1 rRNA gene is annotated in these 2955 nt (G+C 52.9%); it reads right to left on the minus strand.

Annotated features, from left to right (window positions below):
* Nucleotides 1-12: 12 nt before the first annotated feature.
* A 23S ribosomal RNA gene (locus AP428_RS34185) occupies nucleotides 13-2893 on the minus strand.
* Nucleotides 2894-2955 lie beyond the last annotated feature (62 nt).

Raw genomic sequence — 2955 nt, forward strand, 5'->3', positions numbered from 1 at the left:
CAGACTTGTTATAGGATCAAGCCTTACGGGCAATTAGTATCAGTTAGCTGAACGCATTACTGCGCTTACACACCTGACCTATCAACGTCCTGGTCTCGAACGACCCTTCAAGGGGATCTAGTCCCCAGGGATATCTCATCTTAAGGCGAGTTTCCCGCTTAGATGCTTTCAGCGGTTATCTCTTCCGAACATAGCTACCCGGCGATGCCACTGGCGTGACAACCGGTACACCAGAGGTTCGTCCACTCCGGTCCTCTCGTACTAGGAGCAGCCCCCTTCAAATATCCAACGCCCACGGCAGATAGGGACCAAACTGTCTCACGACGTTTTAAACCCAGCTCACGTACCTCTTTAAATGGCGAACAGCCATACCCTTGGGACCGGCTACAGCCCCAGGATGAGATGAGCCGACATCGAGGTGCCAAACACCGCCGTCGATATGAACTCTTGGGCGGTATCAGCCTGTTATCCCCAGAGTACCTTTTATCCGTTGAGCGATGGCCCTTCCATACAGAACCACCGGATCACTATGACCTGCTTTCGCACCTGCTCGACTTGTCGGTCTCGCAGTTAAGCACGCTTATGCCATTGCACTATCAGCACGATTTCCGACCGTACCTAGCGTACCTTCGTACTCCTCCGTTACGCTTTGGGAGGAGACCGCCCCAGTCAAACTGCCTACCATGCACTGTCCCCGACCCGGATCACGGGCCAAGGTTAGAACCTCAAACAAACCAGGGTGGTATTTCAAGGACGGCTCCACCGAAACTAGCGTTCCGGTTTCATAGCCTCCCACCTATCCTACACAGATCGGTTCAAAGTCCAATGCAAAGCTACAGTAAAGGTTCATGGGGTCTTTCCGTCTAGCCGCGGGTAGATTGCATCATCACAAACACTTCAACTTCGCTGAGTCTCGGGAGGAGACAGTGTGGCCATCGTTACGCCATTCGTGCAGGTCGGAACTTACCCGACAAGGAATTTCGCTACCTTAGGACCGTTATAGTTACGGCCGCCGTTTACCGGGACTTCAATCAAGAGCTTGCACCCCATCATTTAATCTTCCGGCACCGGGCAGGCGTCACACCCTATACGTCCACTTTCGTGTTTGCAGAGTGCTGTGTTTTTATTAAACAGTCGCAGCCACCAGTTTATTGCAACCCCTTCACCCTCCTGGCGCAGGCCAGTCAAGCTACAAGGGCGTACCTTATCCCGAAGTTACGGTACCAATTTGCCGAGTTCCTTCTCCCGAGTTCTCTCAAGCGCCTTAGAATACTCATCTCGCCCACCTGTGTCGGTTTGCGGTACGGTCATCGTTAGACTGAAGCTTAGAGGCTTTTCTTGGAACCACTTCCAATTGCTTCGCTCCCTAAGGAGCTCGCGCCACACCCTTGAATTACGCGCCCGGATTTGCCTAAGCGCCTTCTCCAATGCAGCGACCGGGACTTCCAACACCCGGACAACCTTCCGCGATCCGTCCCCCCATCGCATCTAACAATGGTGCAGGAATATTGACCTGCTTCCCATCAGCTACGCATTTCTGCCTCGCCTTAGGGGCCGACTCACCCTACGCCGATGAACGTTGCGTAGGAAACCTTGGGCTTACGGCGAGGGGGCCTTTCACCCCCTTTATCGCTACTCATGTCAGCATTCGCACTTCCGATACCTCCAGCACCCTTTACAAGGCACCTTCGCAGGCTTACGGAACGCTCTCCTACCATGCGAGCAAGCTCGCATCCGCAGCTTCGGTATATAGCTTAGCCCCGTTACATCTTCCGCGCAGGACGACTCGATCAGTGAGCTATTACGCTTTCTTTAAAGGGTGGCTGCTTCTAAGCCAACCTCCTGACTGTTTTAGCCTTCCCACTTCGTTTCCCACTTAGCTATATTTGGGGACCTTAGCTGGCGGTCTGGGTTGTTTCCCTCTTGACACCGGACGTTAGCACCCGATGTCTGTCTCCCGTGATTGCACTCTTCGGTATTCGGAGTTTGCTATGGCGGGGTAATCTGCAATAGACCCCCCAACCATGACAGTGCTCTACCCCCGAAGGTGAGACACGAGGCACTACCTAAATAGTTTTCGGAGAGAACCAGCTATTTCCAGGTTTGTTTAGCCTTTCACCCCTATCCACAGCTCATCCCCTAACTTTTCAACGTTAGTGGGTTCGGACCTCCAGTACGTGTTACCGCACCTTCATCCTGGCCATGGATAGATCACCTGGTTTCGGGTCTACGCCCAGCAACTGAACGCCCTATTCGGACTCGCTTTCGCTACGCCTGCCCTATACGGTTAAGCTTGCTACTGAACGTAAGTCGCTGACCCATTATACAAAAGGTACGCCGTCACCCCTTACGAGGCTCCGACTGTTTGTATGCATGCGGTTTCAGGATCTATTTCACTCCCCTCCCGGGGTTCTTTTCGCCTTTCCCTCACGGTACTGGTTCACTATCGGTCGATCACGAGTATTTAGCCTTGGAGGATGGTCCCCCCATCTTCAGACAGGATTTCACGTGTCCCGCCCTACTTGTCGCACACCTAGTTCTTTCATACTGTTTTCGCCTACAGGGCTATCACCTGCTATGGCCGCACTTTCCAGAGCGTTCGGCTAACAATACAAATAAAGAGTGCAAGGCTCATCCCATTTCGCTCGCCACTACTTTGGGAATCTCGGTTGATTTCTTTTCCTGCGGTTACTTAGATGTTTCAGTTCACCGCGTTCGCTTCACTGGACCTATGTATTCAGTCCAGGATGACCCAAAAGGGCCGGGTTTCCCCATTCGGACATCTACGGATCAAAGCTCGTTTGCCAGCTCCCCGTAGCTTTTCGCAGGCTACCGCGTCCTTCATCGCCTGTGATCGCCAAGGCATCCACCACATGCACTTGTTCGCTTGACCCTATAACGAGTCTGTCTCGTTACAGGTTGAGTTCTCGCGTTGTGCCGTATTCCAATTGAGTC

It is taken from the genome of Burkholderia sp. E168m22, assembly GCF_001319805.1.
In the GTDB taxonomy this organism is placed as follows: domain Bacteria; phylum Pseudomonadota; class Gammaproteobacteria; order Burkholderiales; family Burkholderiaceae; genus Burkholderia; species Burkholderia orbicola.